Annotated in this window: 19 protein-coding genes and 2 pseudogenes; 16 read left to right on the forward strand and 5 right to left on the reverse strand. The window is 64.3% G+C overall.

Features of this window, described 5'->3' with window-relative positions; genetic code table 11:
- Positions 1-260: pseudogene (locus A5651_RS04430) on the reverse strand (amidohydrolase); the annotation flags it as partial.
- A 234-nt stretch (positions 261-494) separates the two neighbouring features.
- Between A5651_RS04430 and A5651_RS04435 the strand changes: the two are divergent.
- From A5651_RS04435 to A5651_RS04465, 7 genes are read left to right on the forward strand one after another with little or no spacing between them, the layout of a single operon-like run.
- A complete protein-coding gene (locus tag A5651_RS04435; protein ID WP_066975955.1) occupies positions 495-1025 on the forward strand; it encodes a carboxymuconolactone decarboxylase family protein in 531 nt (176 codons plus the stop codon).
- Positions 1026-1030: 5 nt separating this feature from the next.
- The gene (locus A5651_RS04440; RefSeq protein WP_066975957.1) at positions 1031-2356 is read left to right on the forward strand and encodes an SRPBCC family protein; all 1326 of its coding nucleotides are present in this window, start codon (positions 1031-1033) and stop codon (positions 2354-2356) included.
- Positions 2349-2678, forward strand: a complete 330-nt coding sequence (locus A5651_RS04445; protein ID WP_066975959.1) for a hypothetical protein — start codon at positions 2349-2351, stop codon at positions 2676-2678. The genes A5651_RS04440 and A5651_RS04445 overlap by 8 nt, the downstream gene beginning before the upstream one ends.
- 7 nt (positions 2679-2685) lie before the next feature.
- Positions 2686-3912 carry an amidohydrolase family protein gene (locus tag A5651_RS04450; RefSeq protein WP_066975998.1) on the forward strand — a complete coding sequence of 409 codons (1227 nt, stop codon included), beginning with the start codon at positions 2686-2688 and terminating at the stop codon, positions 3910-3912.
- Positions 3890-4327, forward strand: coding sequence for a nuclear transport factor 2 family protein (locus tag A5651_RS04455; RefSeq protein WP_066975961.1), 438 nt, complete (start codon positions 3890-3892; stop codon positions 4325-4327). Before A5651_RS04450 ends, A5651_RS04455 begins: the two co-directional genes overlap by 23 nt.
- The gene (locus A5651_RS04460) at positions 4324-5448 is read left to right on the forward strand and encodes an acyl-CoA dehydrogenase family protein (RefSeq protein ID WP_066975962.1); all 1125 of its coding nucleotides are present in this window, start codon (positions 4324-4326) and stop codon (positions 5446-5448) included. Before A5651_RS04455 ends, A5651_RS04460 begins: the two co-directional genes overlap by 4 nt.
- Before the next feature lie 2 nt (positions 5449-5450).
- Positions 5451-6248, forward strand: coding sequence for an acyl-CoA dehydrogenase family protein (locus A5651_RS04465; protein ID WP_197496538.1), 798 nt, complete (start codon positions 5451-5453; stop codon positions 6246-6248).
- A gap of 73 nt (positions 6249-6321) precedes the next feature.
- On the opposite strand, the gene A5651_RS04470 is transcribed toward A5651_RS04465, so the two are convergent.
- Together A5651_RS04470 and A5651_RS04475 are read right to left on the reverse strand one after the other, a co-directional pair.
- Positions 6322-7104 (reverse strand): enoyl-CoA hydratase, encoded by a 783-nt coding sequence (locus A5651_RS04470; protein ID WP_066975963.1) that lies wholly within the window; start codon positions 7102-7104, stop codon positions 6322-6324.
- Positions 7105-7115: 11 nt separating this feature from the next.
- Positions 7116-8291, reverse strand: a complete 1176-nt coding sequence (locus A5651_RS04475) for an acyl-CoA dehydrogenase family protein (protein WP_066975965.1) — start codon at positions 8289-8291, stop codon at positions 7116-7118.
- Between the two features lie 191 nt (positions 8292-8482).
- Between A5651_RS04475 and A5651_RS04480 the strand changes: the two genes are divergently transcribed.
- The 8 genes and pseudogenes from A5651_RS04480 to A5651_RS04510 all read left to right on the forward strand — a co-directional run bounded on the left by A5651_RS04480 (position 8483) and on the right by A5651_RS04510 (position 16182).
- Positions 8483-9136, forward strand: a complete 654-nt coding sequence (locus A5651_RS04480) for a TetR/AcrR family transcriptional regulator (RefSeq protein ID WP_197496539.1) — start codon at positions 8483-8485, stop codon at positions 9134-9136.
- 50 nt (positions 9137-9186) lie between these two features.
- Complete coding sequence (locus A5651_RS04485; protein ID WP_066975969.1) at positions 9187-10011, forward strand: acyl-CoA thioesterase II; 825 nt, start codon at positions 9187-9189, stop codon at positions 10009-10011.
- A gap of 133 nt (positions 10012-10144) precedes the next feature.
- Positions 10145-11380, forward strand: a complete 1236-nt coding sequence (locus A5651_RS04490) for a cytochrome P450 (protein ID WP_066975970.1) — start codon at positions 10145-10147, stop codon at positions 11378-11380.
- Between the two features lie 35 nt (positions 11381-11415).
- Positions 11416-12252, forward strand: coding sequence for a mycofactocin-coupled SDR family oxidoreductase (locus tag A5651_RS04495; protein WP_066975972.1), 837 nt, complete (start codon positions 11416-11418; stop codon positions 12250-12252).
- 66 nt (positions 12253-12318) lie between these two features.
- Positions 12319-12467 (forward strand): annotated as a pseudogene (locus A5651_RS25895) (aminoglycoside phosphotransferase); the annotation flags it as partial.
- Between the two features lie 106 nt (positions 12468-12573).
- Entirely contained in the window at positions 12574-13581 is a 1008-nt protein-coding gene (locus tag A5651_RS04500) for an LLM class flavin-dependent oxidoreductase (protein ID WP_066975974.1), read from the forward strand.
- Positions 13582-13822: 241 nt separating this feature from the next.
- A complete protein-coding gene (locus A5651_RS04505) occupies positions 13823-14668 on the forward strand; it encodes an SDR family NAD(P)-dependent oxidoreductase (protein ID WP_066975976.1) in 846 nt (281 codons plus the stop codon).
- 74 nt (positions 14669-14742) lie between these two features.
- A complete protein-coding gene (locus A5651_RS04510; RefSeq protein WP_066976001.1) occupies positions 14743-16182 on the forward strand; it encodes a wax ester/triacylglycerol synthase family O-acyltransferase in 1440 nt (479 codons plus the stop codon).
- On the opposite strand, the gene A5651_RS04515 is transcribed toward A5651_RS04510, so the two are convergent.
- The gene (locus tag A5651_RS04515) at positions 16179-16991 is read right to left on the reverse strand and encodes a lysophospholipid acyltransferase family protein (protein ID WP_066975977.1); all 813 of its coding nucleotides are present in this window, start codon (positions 16989-16991) and stop codon (positions 16179-16181) included. The genes A5651_RS04510 and A5651_RS04515 overlap by 4 nt on opposite strands.
- Before the next feature lie 129 nt (positions 16992-17120).
- On the opposite strand from A5651_RS04515, the gene A5651_RS04520 reads away from it, so the two are divergent.
- On the forward strand, positions 17121-18212 hold the full coding sequence (locus A5651_RS04520) for an NAD(P)-dependent oxidoreductase (RefSeq protein ID WP_066975979.1): 1092 nt from the start codon (positions 17121-17123) through the stop codon (positions 18210-18212).
- Here the strand turns inward: A5651_RS04520 and A5651_RS04525 are convergent.
- Positions 18194-19000 carry an SDR family NAD(P)-dependent oxidoreductase gene (locus A5651_RS04525; protein ID WP_066975981.1) on the reverse strand — a complete coding sequence of 269 codons (807 nt, stop codon included), beginning with the start codon at positions 18998-19000 and terminating at the stop codon, positions 18194-18196. The two genes, A5651_RS04520 and A5651_RS04525, sit on opposite strands and share 19 nt — an antisense overlap.
- Position 19001 lies beyond the last annotated feature (1 nt).

Here is a 19001-nt window from a genome sequence, read left to right on the forward strand (position 1 = left end):
ACGTTGTAACAACCCGGCCGGATCTCATCGAGCCCCTGGGGCTCCAAACCGTATTCCTCCTTGGGCCGGCCCGCCACGGCGTTCAACGCGACGTTAGGGATCACCACATCACGGAACTGCCAGGTGTCGCTGCCGTCCGGGTTGTGCACCAGCCGCGGAGCGTCATCGAGATACTTCTTAGCCAGGTGATTGGTGAACATGTCAGGCGGCTCGACGATATGGTCATCGACACTGACCAGAATCATGTCTTCCTTATTCATGGGGCTCCCTTTCCTCTGATCCTCACCGTAGTCCCCGCCAAGTTCTCTATCCAGGGAAACTATCTTCTCATAGTGAGAGAATCAATCTCCGAGCCGCGTTTGCGCATGATAAGGCGGGACAAATGTTTGGTGCGCTTGCTCCGCCGGGTCTCCGGGATTGACCATCCGGCCAAAAGATGGAAATGTATTAGTCGGAAATGAGAACCTGATTCTCACGCCCGAGAGGAGAAGGCTGTGCGAGTACCGCCGCTGCCCGCGGATCAGTGGGACGACTCCGTCGACCGCGCGCTCGCCGTCATGCTGCCGCCGGAGCGGCGCAACCCCGAAAACGCCAGCAACATCCTCGGCACCTTCGTCAACCACCCCGATCTCACCAAAGAGTTCCTGAAATTCAACGTCCATCTGCTGTTCTCCTCGACACTGCCGCCGAGGCTGCGCGAGTTGGCGATCCTGCGGGTGGCCCACCGCACCGATTCGGAATACGAGTGGGTGCAGCACGTCAAGATGGGACTGCGCGAAGGCCTGACCGAACAGGACATCGCCGGTGTGCAGCACGGGGAAGCCGCAGATGCCTTCGACCGCACCGTCATCGCCGCGGTGGACGAACTGCTCGAGAAATACAACCTGTCGGACGCGACGTGGTCGGCATTGGGCGAGCGCTTCGACAAACGTCAGCGGATGGACTTCGTCTTCACAGTCGGCTGCTACGTCACCGTGTCCATGGCTTTGAAAACCTTCGGCGTCGAGCTGGAACAAGAAAGGTAACCACCGTGGCATTTTTCCCGAAACCATCCGAGGGCAGCTGGACCGAACATTGGCCGGAGCTCGGGACGGCTCCGGTCGACTACACGGATTCGGTCGACCCCGAGCAGTGGAAGCTCGAACAGCAGGCCATCTTCAGGAAGTGCTGGCTCAATGTGGGTCGAGTGGAACGCCTTCCACGCAAGGGGAGCTACTTCACCCGTGAGATGCCGTCGGCCGGCGTGGGAACGTCGGTGATCATCGTCAAGGACACCGATAACGAGGTCCGCGCCTTCTACAACATGTGCCGCCACCGCGGAAACAAGCTGGTGTGGAACGACTATCCCAGCGAAGAGGTGGCCGGCACCTGCCGTCAGTTCACCTGCAAGTACCACGCCTGGCGCTACAACCTCAAAGGCGACCTGACCTTCATCCAACAGGAAGACGAGTTCTTCAACGTCGACAAGAAGGACTACGGGCTGGTTCCGGTGCGCTGCGAGGTCTGGGAAGGCTTCATCTTCATTAATTTCGACAATGACGCCGAGCCGCTGGTCGATTACCTCGGTGACTTCGCCAAGGGCCTGGTGGGTTATCCCTTCCACGAGATGACCGAAACCTATTCCTACCGAGCTGAAGTCAACGCGAACTGGAAGCTGTTCATCGACGCGTTCGTCGAGTTCTACCACGCACCGGTGCTGCACATGAAGCAGGCGGTCAAGGAGGAAGCCGAGAAGATCGCCCAGTACGGTTTCGAGGCGCTGGCCTACGACATCAAGGGCCAACATTCCATGATCTCCTCCTGGGGCGGCATGAGCCCGCCGAAGGACGAGAGCATGGTCAAGCCGATCGAGCGGGTGCTGCACAGCGGTCTGTTCGGTCCGTGGGACCGACCGAAGATCAAGGGCATCCTGCCCGATGAGCTCCCGCCGGCGGTCAATCCCGCGCGTCACCATGCCTGGGGTCAGGATTCGTTCGAGTTCTTCCCCAACTTCACGCTGCTGCTCTGGGCGCCGGGCTGGTATTTGACCTATCACTACTGGCCCACCGACGTGGACAAGCACATCTTTGAGTGCACCCTTTACTTCGTCCCGGCCACCAATACCCGTGAGCGACTCGCCCACGAACTGGCCGCGGTGACGTTCAAGGAGTACGCGTTCCAGGACGCGAACACGCTGGAAGCCACCCAGACGATGATCAATACCCGTGTCGTCAAGGAATTCCCGCTGTGCGATCAGGAGATCCTGCTCCGCCACCTGCACAAGACGGCATGGGATCACGTCAACGCTTACAAGAAGGAGAAGGGGCTGACCAACGGTCAGTCCGCGGCCACCGAGAAGGACGCCATCAATGCCTAAGCTGCCGGAAGAATTCGCCGACCTCGAACGGTTCACCGACTGGTGCCTGCCCACCGAGGAGGAGCGTTACCAGAAGCGGCTCTCCTCGACGATGGCCGAGATGCAGGAGTTCTACGACGCCGCGTTCCCGCGCCTCGAGGCCGTCATGGAGTACTGCGACAGCCGGTTCCCGTTGGACGAAATGCCCGACGACGCAAAGGCTCTCATCCACATGATGCAGTCTCTGGTCAACGTCTCGTTCCCGATCGAGGTGTGGAAGCAGCCGCGCGTGCTCGACAGTGGGGCCACCTACATCACCTGCATCAAGGAGCCGGTGGTCTAACGTGTCGGTGACGACCCTCAAAGCAGCGGGTCTACTCGACGTCGACGCCGGCGAGATCGTCCGGCCCGGCATCGTTCGCATCGAAGACGACCGGATCGTCGGTACCGGCGGCGAGCCGCACGGTGACGTTATCGATCTGGGTGAAGCGATCCTGTTGCCGGGCCTGATGGACATGGAGGTCAACCTCCTGATGGGCGGCCGTGGCGAGAACCCCGGCCTGTCTCAGGTCCAGGATGATCCGCCCACCCGCATGCTGCGTGCGGTCGGCAACGCCCGTCGCACGCTGCGGGCGGGCTTCACCACCGTCCGCAACCTCGGATTGTTCGTCAAGACAGGCGGATATCTGCTCGACGTGGCGCTGGGCAAGGCCATCGACGCCGGGTGGATCGACGGCCCGCGGGTGATACCGGCCGGTCACGCCATCACCCCGACGGGTGGACACCTCGACCCGACGATGTTCGCGGCGTTCATGCCCGGCGCGTTGGAGTTGACCGTCGAGGAAGGCATCGCCAACGGTGTCGACGAGATTCGCAAGGCGGTGCGCTACCAGATCAAGCATGGCGCCGAGCTGATCAAGGTCTGCGTCTCGGGTGGCGTCATGTCGCTGACCGGCGAGCCTGGCGCACAGCACTATTCGGACGAGGAACTACGCGCCATCGTCGACGAGGCACACCGACGGGGTCTGCGGGTCGCGGCGCACACCCACGGCGCCGAGGCGGTCAAGCACGCCGTCGACTGCGGCATCGACTGCATCGAACACGGCTTCCTGATGGACGACGAAGCCATCAAAATGCTCGTGGACAACGACCGGTTCCTGGTCACCACCAGACGCCTCGCCGAGGCGATGGATGTGTCGCGGGCGCCGAAGGAGCTGCAGGACAAGGCCGCCGAGATGTTCCCGAAGGCGCGTACATCGATCAAGGCGGCCTACGAGGCCGGGGTGAAGATCGCCGTCGGCACCGACGCGCCGGCCATCCCGCACGGCCGCAATGCCGATGAGCTCGTCACGCTGGTCGACTGGGGTATGCCTGCTGCTGCGGTGCTGCGGGCGGCGACGGTCGTGGCGGCAGACCTGATCAACAAGCCCGACCTTGGTCGTATCGCCGAGGGGTACCTCGCCGACATCATCGCGGTGCCGGGAGACCCGTTAGCCGACATCACCGTTACCCGTAACGTGAACTTCGTCATGAAGGGCGGAAAGGTTTTCAAGAATGACACAGGCGACAAGAACTGAAGACCTCGTCGAAATTCAGCAGCTGCTCGCGAAGTACGCCGTCACCATCACCCAGGGCGACATCGAGGGCTTGGTCTCGGTGTTCACCCCCGACGGCACTTACAGCGCGTTCGGTTCCACCTATACGCTGAACCGCTTTCCCGAACTCGTCGACGCGGCGCCCAAGGGCCTGTTCATGACGGGCACGTCGCTGGTGAATCTCGACGAAGACGACCCTGACAAGGCGACCGGCACCCAGCCGTTATGCTTCATCGAGCATTCCAAGCACGACATGCGCATCGGCTACTACAACGACACCTACGTCCGCACTGACGACGGGTGGCGTCTGAAAACCCGTGCCATGACGTTCATCCGGCGCAGCGGTGTCCACGACTCGGGTCGTCCGCACGCGATCGGAAGGCCAGAAGCTGGATGACCGACCTGTTTGAACCCGCCGAATTCCGGTCCCAGTTGGAGGCCTGGCTCGACGAGAACGATCTGACACCGCCGGCAGGTGACGACTCCCTGGATGCACACCAGGCGCAGCACCTGCGCGTGCTGAAGGCACTCTATGACGCGGGTTGGATGCGCTACGGATGGCCGGAGTCGGCGGGCGGCCTCGGCGGTCCGGACATCCTGCGCGCGATCGTGGGCGAAGAGATCGTCGGCCGCGGCCTCGACCACCCCGGGCCGTACTCGATGCTCGACGTGCTTACCCCGACCATGATCGATTACGCGCGGCCGGAGTTGGCCGCCGAGATGGTGCCACGCCTGCTGTCGGGGCAGGAGTCATGGTGCCAGGGCTTCTCAGAACCCAGCTCCGGAAGTGACCTCGCGTCGTTGAAGACACGTGCCGAACAGCGCGGTGATACCTGGGTGATCAACGGTCAGAAGGTGTGGACCAGCTTTGCGCAGTACGCGACCCGATGTGTGCTGCTGACCCGCACCGGTGCGCCTGGTACTCCGAATCACGAAGCCATCACTGCGTTTTTCGTCGATCTCGACTCACCGGGAGTCACCGTGCGTCCGCTGCGGACCATGCACGACGTCGACGAGTTCTGCGAGGTGTACTTCGACGACGTCGAGGTGCCCGTCGAGCGGATGCTCGGCAAGCCCGGCGATGGGTGGCGCCTGGCAATGGATCTGCTGCCCTACGAACGCTCGACGTGCTTCTGGCAACGCATCGCGTACCTGTACTCACGCTTCGACGCCTTGATCGGTGAGGTGAAAGGGCTTGGGCAGGCGATCGATTCGGACATGGGCGAGGCGTACCTGGCTTTGCACATGCTGCGCTGCCGGTCGCGCGCCACGCAACACCGCCTGGGTGAGGGCCAAAAGCTCGGCCCGGACACGTCGATCGACAAGGTGTTGCTCGCCACCGCGGAGCAGCGTCTCTACGACACCGCACACGATCTGCTGCCGGGCGCCATCGAGCTCGACGAAACCCCTTGGCGCACGGAATATCTGTATTCGCGGGCAGCCACCATTTACGGCGGTACCGCCGAGGTGCAGCGCAACATCATCGCCCGTCGCCTGCTGGACCTCGGGAAGGAGTGATCATGGCTGAGAAGTCTGATCTCGATCTGCTCGAAGACGGACTGCGCAAGACCATGCTGTCGAAATCGGGACCCGAACTCGACGCGGCGCTGATGGAGCTCGGCTGGGCCGAGATGCTGTCCGACATGCCCGATGTCGCTGTTCCGATGGTGTTCCGATTGCTCGGCGAAACTGGTTCGCATGCTTCGGTTCTCGTCGATGTCGTGTTGCACGCCACCGGCAACGAGATCGGCGGGACACTCGAGCTCCCGCTGCCCTATGCCGGCAATACGTGGGTGGTGTGGGACCGCACCGGCGCCACCACCGCGGCACTGGGTGGCCTGCCGTTGCGGCGCGAGGACGAGGGTTACCCGATCAGGGTGGCCGAGGCCCGGCTGGCGGTCGGCTGGTGGCTGGTCGGCTCGGCACGGGCGATGTTGCGCCTCGCCCGTCAGCACGCGCTGGACCGAGTGCAGTTCGGTAAGCCGATCGCGTCGTTTCAGGCGGTGCGGCACCGGTTGGCCGAGACGCTGGTTGCCATCGAGGGCGCCGAGGCGACGCTGATCCTGCCCGGTGCGGACAACCCCGATCTGACCGCGCTGCTGGCCAAGGCCGCCGCGGGCAAGGCCGCCCTGACGGCGGCCAAGCACTGCCAGCAGGTGCTCGGCGGCATCGGCTTCACCGCCGAACACGACCTGCACCACCATGTCAAGCGAGTGCTGGTGCTGGACGGATTGCTCGGCAGCTCTAGGGAACTCACCCGTAAAGCGGGTGCAGGTCTGCGGGCCCGCGGCTCGGCCCCCCGCCTGGCCAACTTGTAGCCAGCCAGCGAAATCCGGGTTTTGTAGGTCTTCTCTCGCACTTTCTCTACAAAACTCGACTTTTCGCGCCGAACTACTTGATGTTGGCCTTCATCTCGTCGAGGTTCACCAGCACCGGCCAGCCGCCGACGCTGAGCGCATTGCCGTGGCCTGTCTGATGGATGTCGAACACCGACTGGATCGCCGCGTAGAAGCCCTGCACGTCAAGCGTCTGGTTGACCGCCCGTTTGGCCTGCCGCAGCGCGAACGGCGGCATCTTGGCGATCTGCTCGGCCAGCGCCCTGGTCTCTGCGTCCAGCTGGTCGCGGGGCACGACCTTGTTCACCATGCCGGTCGCGGCGACTTCGTCGGCCGTCATCGCGCGGCCCGTGAACAGGATTTCCTTGGCCTTGCGCGGACCCAATTCCCAAGTGTGGCCGTGGTATTCGACGCCACCGATGCCCATCAGAACCACGGGGTCGGAGAACTGCGCGTCGTCGGCGGCAATGATCAGGTCGCACGGCCAGCACAACAGCAGGCCGCCGGAGATGCAGCGGCCCTGCACCGCGGCGATCGACGGCTTGGGCACGTTGCGCCACCGCAGTGTGTACTCGAGGTATCGCTTGGCCTCGTGCTGAATGATGAACTCCAGTGTAATTTTGTCGGGCACCGGCCCACCGCCGCGCAGGTCGTGACCCGCCGAGAAGTGTTTTCCGTTGGCCCGCAACACGATTACCCCGACCTGGGGATCCTCGGCGGCGCGGGTCCACGCACCGTCGAGCTCGTCGAGCAGCTCCGGGTTCTGGGCATTGGCGGCCTCCGGACGATTGAGCGTGATCGTCGCGATCCGGTCGCTGACTTCGTATTCGATGTACACGGGCGATCCTTTTAGTTGCGGGGCAGCCCGAGCAGACGCTGGGCGATGATGTTGCGCTGGATTTCTGAGGTGCCGCCGGCGATCGTGCCGCCGAACGACCGGATGTAGCGCTCAAACCAGCCAGACCGGTAGAGGTCGAGGTGGAACGCCGAGTACCGACCTGAGACCGCCGGATGGGCCAGCGCGTCGGCGCCGACCGCCGACAGCGCATACTCCGACGCTTTCTGTGACGCCTCTGAGCCGAACAGCTTCAGCACCGACGCCGCCGTCAGGTCCTCGTCGCCACGCGCCGCACGCGACAGCGCAATCGAGCCGAGCAGCCGCAGCGCCTGATTGTCCATCACCAGCCGGGCGTAATTGTCGCGGTCCAGCGCGGCCGAACGAGGGTAGTCCTCGACGAATTCCTGTAGCCGGTCAGCGTAGCTGAGCCACAACATGTTTCGCTCGTGCCCGAGTGATCCGTTGGCCACCCGCCAGCCCTCGTTGAGAGGCCCGACGAGATTCTCGGCCGGCACCCGCACATCGCTGAAGAACACCTCGTTGAAGTCGAGGTCGTCGACATCGCACGCCGATGAGAACGGCCGGCGCGCCACTCCTTCGGTGTCAGTGGGGATCATCAGCGCGCTGATGCCCTTATGCTTCGGAGCATCTGAGTCGGTTCGCACAAAGGCCAGCAACACGTCGGCATCGTGAGCACCGGACGTCCACACCTTCTGACCGTTGACCACGAAGTGGTCTCCGTCACGGACGGCCCTGGTCCGAAGCGACGCCAGATCCGAGCCGGCCCCTGGTTCGCTCATGCCCAGCGACGCGGTGATTTCCGCACGCAGAATCGGTAACGCCCACTTCTGTTGCTGCTCTTCGGTCCCGAAGGAAATCAGCGACGCGGCAATAATTCCGACGCCTTGCGGGTTGTAGGTCTGGTAAATCCGTCGCCGGGAGAGTTCCAGTTGATACGCGTACTGCTGCAGGATTGTCGCGTTGCGACCACCGAACCGTGGCGGATTGCCGGGCACCAGCCAGCCGTTGTCGAACATCAGCCGCTGCCAGCGACGAGCCCAGTCGGGGACGTCGCTGCTCGACCACGAGCGATCCAGCGCCTCGGCTTCCGACGGCAAATGCTCGTCGAGGAAGGCCACGAACTCGGCGCGAAACGCTTCGACGTCGGCGTCAAATGTCAGCTGCACGGCACTCCCAGCCGGTCGGCAAGGATATGGAAGGACTTCCATCCTGAATAGGATGAGAATAGTATTCTCATGTTGAGAAAGTTACAATCTCCGACACGTTGGCCGCGAGGGGGTCGAGGACCGCAATGGCAAGACGTTCTCCGGTACAGTCAGTTCATGTTCTCACCAATCGGCAACCATCTGAGCCGCCGGTGACAAACCCCAGCGAAGAACCCGCCTGGAAACAGCGCGCGGTCGAACGGTCGATCAAGACAGCGAAGCTCCGGGCCGCTCAACGGGTTCAGCGTTTCCTCGACGCCGCCCAGGCCATCATCATCGAAAAGGGCAGCACCGACTTCACCGTGCAAGAGGTCGTCGACCGTTCGCGTCAGTCGCTTCGCAGCTTCTACCTGCAGTTCGACGGCAAACACGAGCTCCTTCTCGCGCTGTTCGAGGACGCGCTGAGCCGATCGGCCGACCAGATCCGCGCCGCCACCGCCAGCCACGACGACCCGATGGAACGCTTGAAGGTCGCGATCCAGCTGCTTTTCGAGTCCTCACGTCCGGATCCGACAGCGAAGCGACCGCTGTTCACCGACTTCGCCCCCCGTCTGCTGGTCTCGCACCCGTCCGAGGTCAAAATCGCCCACGCGCCGCTGCTGGCCCTGCTCACGGAGCTGATGGAAGACGCCGCTGCCGCTGGGAAGCTGCGCCCCAGCATCAACCCCAAGCGGATGGCGGCGATGACGATGCAGACCGTCATGTTCAACGCGGCGCAGTCCGCAGGCGACAGCGACGACGAAGCAGGCCATCCCATCACCGCCGACGAAGTATGGGATTTCTGCTCTCAGGGGTTCGCCGCCTAGGCTGAGAATTACGTTCTCCTAACCGAAGAACTCGGCTTACACTGGGCGCTGTGCCCGATCTCTGGACCGACTTGCTGGAGTGCTTCCAGCTCGAGCCGGCATCGCTCGACAGCAGCGGCCAGGCACCGCGGCCTGCCGTCTTCACCGGCCGCAATCAGCAGCTCGAATACCACCGGCTGTTCGGTGGCCAGCTGCTTGGCCAGCTGATTCAGGCCGCCCGCCTGGTATGCCCCGACAAGGCGGTGAAGTCACTGCATACCGTGTTCGCGCGGGAGGGACGCGCCGACGAGCCGGTCGCGTATGAGGCGGTGCTGCACCACGAGGGCCGATCGTTCGCGACGCTGACGGTGACGGGCCGGCAAAAAGCCCGTGTGCTGGCCACCAGCTCGGTCTGCATGCATGTCGTCGAGGATGGGCCCGAACATCAACACATCGCTAACGTTCCGCCGATGCTCGGCGCCGAACACCGTCTCACCCTCGATCTCATTCCGTGGGAGACGCGAGCCGTCGACGATCTCAATGCCACTACAACGGGCCCGCCGGAGTTCGAATTCTGGATGCGCACACCGGAAGTCGGCCCCGGACTCGGGCCCGCGCTTGTCGCGTATGCGACCGATCTCACCCTGATCGGCACGGCCTTGCGGCCGATGGCAGGCCTGAGCCAGCGCGGCAACGGCACGCAGTTCACGTCGGCCGTCACGACGCACACGCTGTGGTTTCACCGACCGCTTCGCACCGACGATTGGTTGCTCTTTCGCCAGCACAGCCCGCTGCTCGCCCATGGCCGCTGCTTTGGCCGCGGCGATGTGCTGACCGAGAGCGGCGACTTGGTCGCGTCGTACGGCCAGGAGGCCTTGCTGAGGATTGCGACGTGAGCGCGGCAACAAGAGAAGGCTGTTCTACCAAGCGGAGAGGATAAATTGCAGAAAAGTATCGTCCCATTGACACCCGCGCACGGCTGGTGACAGAGTTTGTGAGACAGTTGCCGCGCATCTGTCTTATGCCGCCATGGTCTCCGTGAAAGGCCACACCGTGCCCGCCAGCAGCACCGAAGTAGCGGACGTCTACTTCGACCCGTATGAGGTCAGCATCAACGCTGATCCGTACCCGACATTCCGGCGGCTGCGCGAAGAAGCACCCTTGTACTACAACGACCGGCACGACTTCTATGCGCTGAGCCGTTTCGTTGACGTGACCAAGGCGCTGATCGACCACGAGACGTTCAGCTCGGCCCGCGGCGCGATCGTCGAATTGATCAAAGCCGACATCGAAATCCCGCCCGGCACGGTGATTTTCGAAGATCCACCGATCCACGACATCCACCGCAAGCTGCTGGCCCGGATGTTCACCCCGCGCAAGGTCAACGCCCTCGAGCCGGTGATTCGGGAGTACTGCGCGCAGAGTCTCGATCCGCTCATCGGCTCCAACAGGTTCGACTTCGTCGCTGACCTCGGCGCACAGATGCCGATGAAGGTGATCGGCGCGCTGTTGGGCATACCGGAAGACGACCAGGAGATGATCCGCGACAACGCCGACGCGCAGTTGCGCACCGAGGCCGGCAAGCCCATGAAGCACAAAGAGCACGGCAGCATGGTTCTCGGCGAAATCTTCGAGAGTTACATCGACTGGCGTGCTGAGCACCCGTCGGACGACATCATGACCGAGCTCCTCAACGCCGAGTTCCTCGACGAGACGGGTACCACCCGCAAGCTAACGCGCCAGGAACTGCTGACCTACCTGAACGTGGTGGCCGGTGCGGGCAACGAAACGACGACACGTTTGATCGGTTGGGCAGGAAAGGTGTTGGCAGAACATCCCGGCCAGCGCCGCGAGCTCGTCGAGAACCCGGCGCTGATCCCGCAGGCGATCGAGGAGCTGCTCCGCTATGAGCCGCCCGCCCCGCATGTCTCGCGGTACGTGACGCGCGACGTGGAGATTCACGGCCGAATCGTGCCGGAGGGCAGCGCGATGATGCTGCTGATCGGCGCCGCGGTCCGCGACCATCGCCAATTCCCGCCCGACGGCGACGTTTTCGATATCCACCGAGAACCCCGCCAGCACTTGGCATTCAGCGTCGGAACACACTACTGCCTTGGATCGGCACTGGCCCGGCTTGAGGGACGCGTCGCCCTCGAGGAAATCCTCAAGCGATTCCCTGAATGGGACGTCGACCTCACCAACGCGACGCTCTCCCCCACCTCGACTGTCCGCGGGTGGAAATCCCTGCCCGCTGTACTCAAGTGAAACCCTCTCCAGTAACTACGAATTGAGGTTGGAAAATGACAGGACGTGTTGAAGGCAAGGTCGCTTTCATCACCGGCGCTGCCCGCGGTCAGGGCCGCGCGCACGCGGTTCGACTGGCCGAAGAAGGCGCCGACATCATCGCCGTCGATATCTGTAAGCAGATTGACACCGTGCAAATCCCGCTCGCCACTCCCGAGGATCTCGCCGAAACCGCCGATCTGGTCAAGGGATTGAACCGACGCATCTACACCGCCGAGGTCGACACCCGTGACTTCGACGCGCTCAAGGCTGCGGTGGACGCCGGCGTCGAGCAGCTGGGCCGGCTGGACATCATCGTCGCCAACGCCGGGATCGGCAACGGCGGCGAGACACTGGACAAGACCAACGAAGAAGACTGGACCGACATGATCGACGTCAACCTCGGTGGCGTATGGAAGACAGTCAAGGCTGGCGTCCCCCACATCCTGGCCGGCGGACGCGGCGGCTCGATCATCCTGACCAGCTCGGTCGGCGGGCTCAAGGCATATCCCCACACCGGCCATTACATTGCCGCCAAGCACGGTGTGCTCGGTGTGATGAAAACATTCGCTGTCGAGCTCGGCGCACAGAACATCCGGGTCAACTCGGTGTGCCCCACGAACGTGAACACCCCGCTGTTCATGAACGAGGGCACTATGAAGCTGTTCCGTCCCGATTTGGAGAACCCAGGCCCCGACGACATGAAGGTCGTCGGCCAGCTGATGCACACGCTGCCCATCGGCTGGGTCGAACCCGAGGACGTCGCCAACGCCGTGCTGTTCCTGGCGTCGGACGAATCGCGCTACATCACCGGCGTTGCGCTGCCAATCGACGGCGGCAGCTGCCTCAAGTAGCGGCAACCCGTGACACTCGCGGAGCGGTCGACCCCGCAGGGCTGGGACGACATCAGCGCCGGCTGGATGACGGCAGCGCTGGCCGCTCACCATCCCGGCGCGGTGGTCGACAGCGTCCGGGTAGCGGTGCGCGACGACGGTACGAACAAGCGGGCCCGCCTGGAGCTGACCTATCGGCCAGCTCCGGGCCCGCCACCGTGTTCACCGCGGCGATGCTTGGCAGGGTGCCGACATCTGGCTCGCTCTGGCGCAACTGTATTCGGCGGCGTTCATCGACCTCGACACCCCGGGCCGCATTGGACATGATCGCCTCGTGACGCGATGGTTCTGACCTTCGGCTACCTCTACGACTTCCGGAACCCCGAGCAGTGGCGCCGGCCATGGAGCGAGGTCTACGGGGAGACCCTCGACCTCGTCGCATGGACGGAAACCGTGGGCTTCGGCGGCGCCTGGGTGCCCGAACACCACGGCGCTGACGACGGATACCTGCCGGCACCGAACATCGCACTGGGCGCGATGGCGGCGAGAACGTCGACCATCCGCATCGGCATCGGCCTCGCGATCGGCCCGCTCTATCACCCGGTCCGCTTCGCCGAGGAATGCGCCGTTCTCGACATCCTGTCGGACGGGCGGTTCGACGCGGCGCTGGCGATCGGTTATCGCCGCCGCGAATACGACATGTATGGCGAGCGATTCAGCCTGCGCGGCAATCGTTTCGATGAATTCCTCCACATTGTGCGCGCGCTGTGGGCCGGCGAGACGGTGACCTTCCAAGGCCGCCACTACACCGTTATCGAGGCGCGGATCATGCCGCCGCCACCGCGTGGTCATATCCCGCTCTACATTGGCGGCTTCACCGACCGGGCGCTGGACCGGGTGGCAGCCCACGCCGACGGCTACCTCGGCAACGCCGAGTTCTGCGACCGCTATATCGACAAACTCAAACAGCACGGCAAGGATGCGGCGAGCGCGGCGATTCGCATTCCCGGACTGTTCGTGACCGTGGCGGATGACCCCGAGCGGGCCATGGAAGAGCTGGCTCCCTACTACCATCATGTGTCCTCCACCTACGGGGCGTGGATGAACGAAGACAACGCGATCGGTATGGACAACCCGGCGATGCAGCAGGCGATGGACATTGAAGCTTTCAAGCGCAGCGGCGTCCTGCAGATCATGACGCCCGAGCAGGCCGTCGCCCACTTCAGGGCCATGCAGGAGCAGATCCCGCTCGAGCACTTCATGATGATGCGGCCGCCGGGTCTGCCTGCTGAGCGCTTCGTCGAATACGCACATCTGTTCGCCGACAAGGTGTTACCGGCGTTCGCCTGACAGCATGGGCCTGGCTTCTCATCACAGAGCCGGCCTACGTGATTTCCCGAAAATCGTCGCTCTTGCGGTTTACGCCCACCGTCATGAACAGCGGCTCCGGCGAGAACGACGACAACTACTTCTACTTCACCGCATCCGATGCCGATCCCTACATCGCCATTCGAAAATTCAGGCGGACCTGGTGCGGTTTCTGACCGCTGGACGGGCCGTAACACTTGACCGGCCGGATAGTGTTCGCGCCGTGGAGACATTCGACGGACGCGGAGCGGTCATCACCGGCGGGGCGAGCGGGATCGGCCTGGCATCTGCCAAGGAGTTCGCGCGGCGCGGCGCGCGGGTCGTGATCGCGGACATCGACCGCGCCGCTCTGGATCGAGCAGTCGAGCAGTTGCGCGCCGACGGCGGCGAGGCGCACGGCGTCGTCTGCGACGTCACCCAGCTCGACTCGGTCGAGCATCTCGCCGAGGAGGCGTTCCGGTTGCTCGGCGAGGTGAACCTGGTATTCAACAATGCGGGCATCGCCTACGCGGGGCCGATCGCCGACATCACCCACGGCGACTGGCGGTGGGTGATCGACGTCGACCTGTGGGGCCCCATTCACGGTGTCGAAGTGTTCCTCCCGCGCCTGCGTCAACAGGGCGGGGACCGTCACATCGCTTTCACGTCGTCGTTCGCCGGCATGGTCGGCAACGCCGGGCTCGGGCCGTACTCCGTCGCCAAGTTCGGCGTCGTCGCGCTGGCCGAGGGCCTGTCCCGGGAACTGAAGGCCGAGGGCATCGGCGTATCGGTGCTGTGCCCGATGATCGTCGACACCCCGCTGATGGCCAACTCCGAGCGCAGCCGCAGCGGCGACTACGGCGCCCGAAGCGACCACACCGAGGAAACCGTCGCTGGCCTGGCGCCGATGATGACACCCACGGACGTGGACGTACGCACCGAGGACGTGGCGCGTCTGACGGCCGACTCCCTGCTGGCCAACCGGCTCTACATCCTGCCCCACCGCGCCTCCCGCGATTCGATCCGCCGGCGGTTCGAGCGCATCGACCGCACCTTCGACGAACAGGCCGTCGAGGGCTGGAGCCACTGAGTCAGGAGAAACTGACCAGCTGCGGCCACCGGGGTGGTTGCATGGAACTGACGACGGCGGCAAAGGGGTGGGGCGTGAAGCGACTCAACGGCATGGACGCCATGCTGCTCTACAGCGAGACCCCGAACCTGCACACGCACACGCTCAAAGTCGCGATCATCAACGCCGCCGAATACGACGGCGAATACAGCTTCGAGGTGTTCCGCCGGACCATCCAACGACGTCTGCATCTTCTCGACCCGCTGCGCTACCGGCTCATCGACATCCCGTACAAGATGCACCACCCGATGTGGATGGAGAACTGCGACGTCGACCTCGATTACCACCTGCGCCGGGTGCAGGTGCCCAGCCCCGGCGGCCGTCGCGAACTCGATCAGGTCATCGGAGAGATCGCCAGCACGCCGTTGGATCGCAGTCGGCCTCTGTGGGAGTTTCACTTCGCCGAGGGAATGGCCGACAACCGGTTCGCCTTGATCGGCAAGGTGCACCACACGCTCGCCGACGGGGTCGCCTCGGCCAACTTGCTCGCCCGGCTGATGGACCTGGCCGGCGGGGAGCAGGACGAACGCGACGACTACATGACATGTGAGCCACCGGTCAAGGGCGAGTTGCTGCGGTCAGCGGCCCGCGACCACGCCCAGAACCTGGCCGCGCTGCCCAACCTGGTACGCGACGCCGTGCGAGGAATCGCCCGGGTCCGCCGGCGCTCCCGCGAATACGGCGACCATCCCGACATGGCGAAGATGTTCAAGGCGCCACCGACATTCCTCAACCACGTCGTCTCGCCGGTGCGAACGTTCGCAACGGCATCCTTGTCCCTGGCCGACGTCAAAGAGACCGCAAAACATCTCGGGGTGACCTTCAACGACATCGTGTTGGCGATGGCGGCCGGGGGTCTGCGAGAACTATTGCTGCGCTACGACGGTCGCTCAGACCGGCCCATCCTGGCCTCGGTTCCGGTGGCGACCGACAAGTCCCCCGACCGCATCACCGGAAACCAGATCGGCGGGTTGTCGGTGTCGCTCCCGGTGCACATCGACGACCCGCTCGGGCGGGTGCGACTGACGGCCCTTGCGACGGCGCGCGCCAAGGAGAACTACGAACTAATGGGCCCGGAATTGCAGGGCAAGATGATGGAATACCTGCCACCGCCTTTCGCCCCCACATTGTTCCGGTGGCAGTCGCGACACGCCGCCCGCAACAGCATCATGAACGTCGCGGTCTCGAATGTGCCGGGACCTCGTGAACGCGGACATATCGGCGGCGCCCCGGTGAGCGAGATCTATTCGATCGGCGTCCTGTCGCCGGGCAGCGCATTCAACATGACGGTCTGGAGTTACGTCGACCAGGTCGACATCTCGATACTCTCTGATGACCGCACCTTTGACGACGTGCACGAAGCCACCGATGCGATGATCCACGGGCTCTCCGAAATTCGGCGCGCAGCAGGGCTTCCCGCGGAGCTTGCGGTGGTCGGCACGGCCATGGCACCGGCCAGGCCGGTAGCCAGCTAGCCCAGGATCGGGAACCGGCGCTGCTTGGCCAGCTCGTCGAGCGCAGTCTGCATCACCTCGCGGACATGAGCATCGACCGCATCGACATCGGGGTCCTCCCCGAATTGCTTGACGACGTCGATCGGCTCCAGCACCTGCGTCACCACTTTCGTGGGCAGTGGGATGTTGGGCGGGAAGAACACGCTCAGCCCGAACGGAAAGCCCACACTGACCGGCAGGATCTCGGCCCTCAGTCGCCTCAGCCCTAGCCGTTTCGCCAGCCAGTTCCCGCGTGTGAGGAAAAGCTGCGTCTCTTGCGCGCCGATGGACACCATCGGGACGATCGGCACACCCGACTCGATGGCGGTCCGCACGTAACCCTTCCTGCCGGCGAAGTCGATCTTGTTCTCGAAGGTCGGGCGATATGAGTCGTAGTCACCGCCGGGAAAGACCAGTACAAGTGCGCCCGCCCGCAACACCTTCTCGGCATTTTCCCGGTTAGCCTCGATGACGCCGGCACGGTGCAGCCACTGGCCCATCGGCCCCACGAAGATCGCGGAGTGCGCGAGTGTGAAGACAGGGCGGTCGAAACCGAACTTCTCATAGAATGCCGGCACGAAAACCAGGACGTCGGGAGTCAGCATGCCGCCGGAATGGTTCGACACGAGCAACGCGCCGCCGGCAGGCGGAATCGCCTCCAGGCCGCGCACCTCCGACCGGAAGTACCGCTTCACAAGCGGACCGACCCAATTCTTGATCTGCTCGGTGAAAACCGGATCCCACTTGGCGGATTCGTCCCGGTCTGTCGAGTTACCGTCTTTGTCGCCCATCGCTTCCCCTGCGTCCGAGTCTTAAATCCGCATACCCGGGCGCGGAGGTCCGTACCCGTCGCCTTGGCTTACCAGCGAATATGGTACTCTCGGATGCCGAGAATGTCATTTCCAGGCCAAGGGGGGCGGATGTCGGACACTGTTGTCGTCACAGGCGGATTCGGCTTGGTCGGATCCGAAACCGTCAAGCGGCTAGCCGCCGACGGCCGTGACGTGGTGATTGCGGAGCTCGACACCCCCGCCAACCGCAAGAAGGCCGGCGCCCTGCCCGCCGGTGTCGAGGTCCGCTGGGCGGACCTGACCGATGCAGCCGGCGTCGATCGTCTGCTGTCTGAGGTGTCACCGTCGGCGATCGTCCACCTGGCCGCCGTGATTCCGCCGACGCTGTACCGCAATCCCGACCTGGCCCGCAAGGTCAACGTCGGCGCCACGATGGCCTTGGTGCGCGCCGCCGAAGCGCAGCCCAACCCGCCCCGCTTCGTCCAGGCCTCGAGCAACGCCGTCTACGGTTCGCGCAACCCCTACCGGTTCAGCGACGTGGTCCGCGCCGACACCCCGACGCGGGCGGTCGACCTGTACAGCGGCACCAAGCTCGCGGCCGAGGAGTTCGTGCGAGCGTCGAGCCTCGATTGGGTGGTGCTGCGACTGGGTGGAGTGCTCAGCGCGGACCTCGGCGCTTTACCGCTGGGGGGCGACGCGATCTTCATCGAAGCCATCCTCCCCACCGACGGGCGCATGCACACCGTCGATGTGCGCGATGTCGCGGCCGCCTTCGCGGCGGCCACCTCCGCCGACGTCGTGGGCGAGATCCTGCTGATCGCCGGGGACGACTCGCATAAGCACCTGGCGAAGGACGTCGGGGCAGCGCTGGCCGCAGCGTTGGGCTTGCCCGGCGCCATTCCGGAGGGCCGGCCCGGCGATCCGAACGACGACGACGGCTGGTACCTCACCGACTGGATGGACACCGCGCGGGCGCAGGAAGCGCTTGGCTTCCAACACCATTCGTGGCCGGACATGCTGACCGAGGTGCGCGACCGCATGGGCTGGAAGCGCCATCTCCTGCGGCCCGTGGTCCCGCTGGCGCGGGCATTCCTGGCCAGCCGGGCCCCGTACCGGAATTCTCCGGGCGAATATGCCGACCCGTGGGGCGCGATCCGCGCCAGGCTGGGTGAGCCGCGAGTAGATCCCGAGTTGCCGGAAGCTCAGCCGGGACCGAGCTGATAGTCGCCGGTCTGCGGGTTGTGGTGCCAGCCGGCTGCGGCGTGGGTTCCGCCGTCGACGTGGATCGTCTGACCGGTGATGTAGCTGGACATATCGGATGCGAGAAAGACTGCCGCAGACGCTATTTCGTCGACATGTCCGGGGCGCGCCATCGGGATCATGTGCCTTGCGCTGTCGGAAACGCCGTCCGGCGAAACGCGCAGCAGCCCTTCGGTGAGGGTCAGGTCGGGTGCCAGCGCGTTGACGCGGATGCCCCGAGTGGCCAGTTCGAGCGCGGCGGTCTTGGTGTAGTTGACGACTCCGGCCTTGGCAGCGGCATAGGCCGCATAACCGGGCGCCGCCCGCACGCCCTCGATGGATGTCACGTTGATGACGCTTCCCGGCTGGCCGGCCGCAACGAGGCGGCGCGCCACCCGCTGTGTGCAGAGGAAGACATGGCGCAGGTTCGACTTGTACAGGGCGTCCCAGCCGTTTTCGGTGGTCTCGAGCAGCGCTGAGGCGAACACGCCGCCGGCGTTGTTGACCAGGATGCTGACGGTGCCAAGCTCATTGGCGGTGCGCTCCAGTGCGGCATCGACCTGGACGCTGTCACGCACATCGGTCTCGATGCCGAGACCACCGACCACCTTTGCGGTCGACGCGTACGTTTCCGGGTTGCGTTCCCAGATCGCCACCGTGGCGCCGAACGCGGCGAGCCCCTCAGCGATGCCACGCCCGATGCCCTCTCCCCCACCGGTGACGACGGCTACGCGCCCGGTCAGCAGGATGTTCGACGGATCGATGGCCACG

It is taken from the genome of Mycobacterium sp. 1274761.0 (genome assembly GCF_001668615.1).
Lineage (GTDB): Bacteria > Actinomycetota > Actinomycetes > Mycobacteriales > Mycobacteriaceae > Mycobacterium.

Coding starts and splice junctions, on each gene's coding strand:
- A5651_RS04445 (WP_066975959.1), top strand. CDS start 2,349: ATGCCTAAGCTGCCGGAAGAATTCGCCGACCTCGAACGGTTCACCGAC.
- A5651_RS04455 (WP_066975961.1), top strand. CDS start 3,890: ATGACACAGGCGACAAGAACTGAAGACCTCGTCGAAATTCAGCAGCTG.
- A5651_RS04460 (WP_066975962.1), top strand. CDS start 4,324: ATGACCGACCTGTTTGAACCCGCCGAATTCCGGTCCCAGTTGGAGGCC.
- A5651_RS04465 (WP_197496538.1), top strand. CDS start 5,451: ATGGCTGAGAAGTCTGATCTCGATCTGCTCGAAGACGGACTGCGCAAG.
- A5651_RS04490 (WP_066975970.1), top strand. CDS start 10,145: ATGGTCTCCGTGAAAGGCCACACCGTGCCCGCCAGCAGCACCGAAGTA.
- A5651_RS04495 (WP_066975972.1), top strand. CDS start 11,416: ATGACAGGACGTGTTGAAGGCAAGGTCGCTTTCATCACCGGCGCTGCC.
- A5651_RS04500 (WP_066975974.1), top strand. CDS start 12,574: ATGGTTCTGACCTTCGGCTACCTCTACGACTTCCGGAACCCCGAGCAG.
- A5651_RS04515 (WP_066975977.1), bottom strand. CDS start 16,991: ATGGGCGACAAAGACGGTAACTCGACAGACCGGGACGAATCCGCCAAG.
- A5651_RS04520 (WP_066975979.1), top strand. CDS start 17,121: ATGTCGGACACTGTTGTCGTCACAGGCGGATTCGGCTTGGTCGGATCC.